General features: G+C 54.0%; 1 pseudogene. It reads left to right on the top strand.

Annotation, left to right across the window (positions count from 1 at the left end):
• Positions 1–42: 42 nt before the first annotated feature.
• A pseudogene (locus ACP7IZ_RS13825) lies at positions 43–337 on the top strand (transposase); the annotation flags it as partial.

Raw genomic sequence — 337 nt, 5'->3', positions numbered from 1 at the left:
TCAATCAGAGGTTCCCAGATCGCCCATGTCTCGTCCGTAAAGGTGCCTGTTCTGTCTCCTTCTTCCATCCCTACAATATGGGAAGAAATTCAAGATCTAACAGGCCCTAGCAACGCCACGTTTTACCGGTGGCGCGCGAAATATGGCGGCATGGATGCTTTGATGATCAGTCAGATGAAGGCTTTGGAAGAGGAGAACCGTCGGCTGAAGCGCATGTATGCGGATTTGAGCATGCAGACGGATATCCTGAAGGAAGCCCTGGGAAAAAAATGAAGCGGCCAGCCCAGCGCCGGGAACTGGCCGCACAGGCTGTGGCGCATCATGGGGTCAGCATTGC

Source organism: Acetobacter sp. AAB5, from assembly GCF_050106715.1.
Taxonomy (GTDB): Bacteria; Pseudomonadota; Alphaproteobacteria; order Acetobacterales; family Acetobacteraceae; genus Acetobacter; species Acetobacter oryzifermentans.
This window is presented reverse-complemented; position numbering and strand designations above follow the sequence as displayed.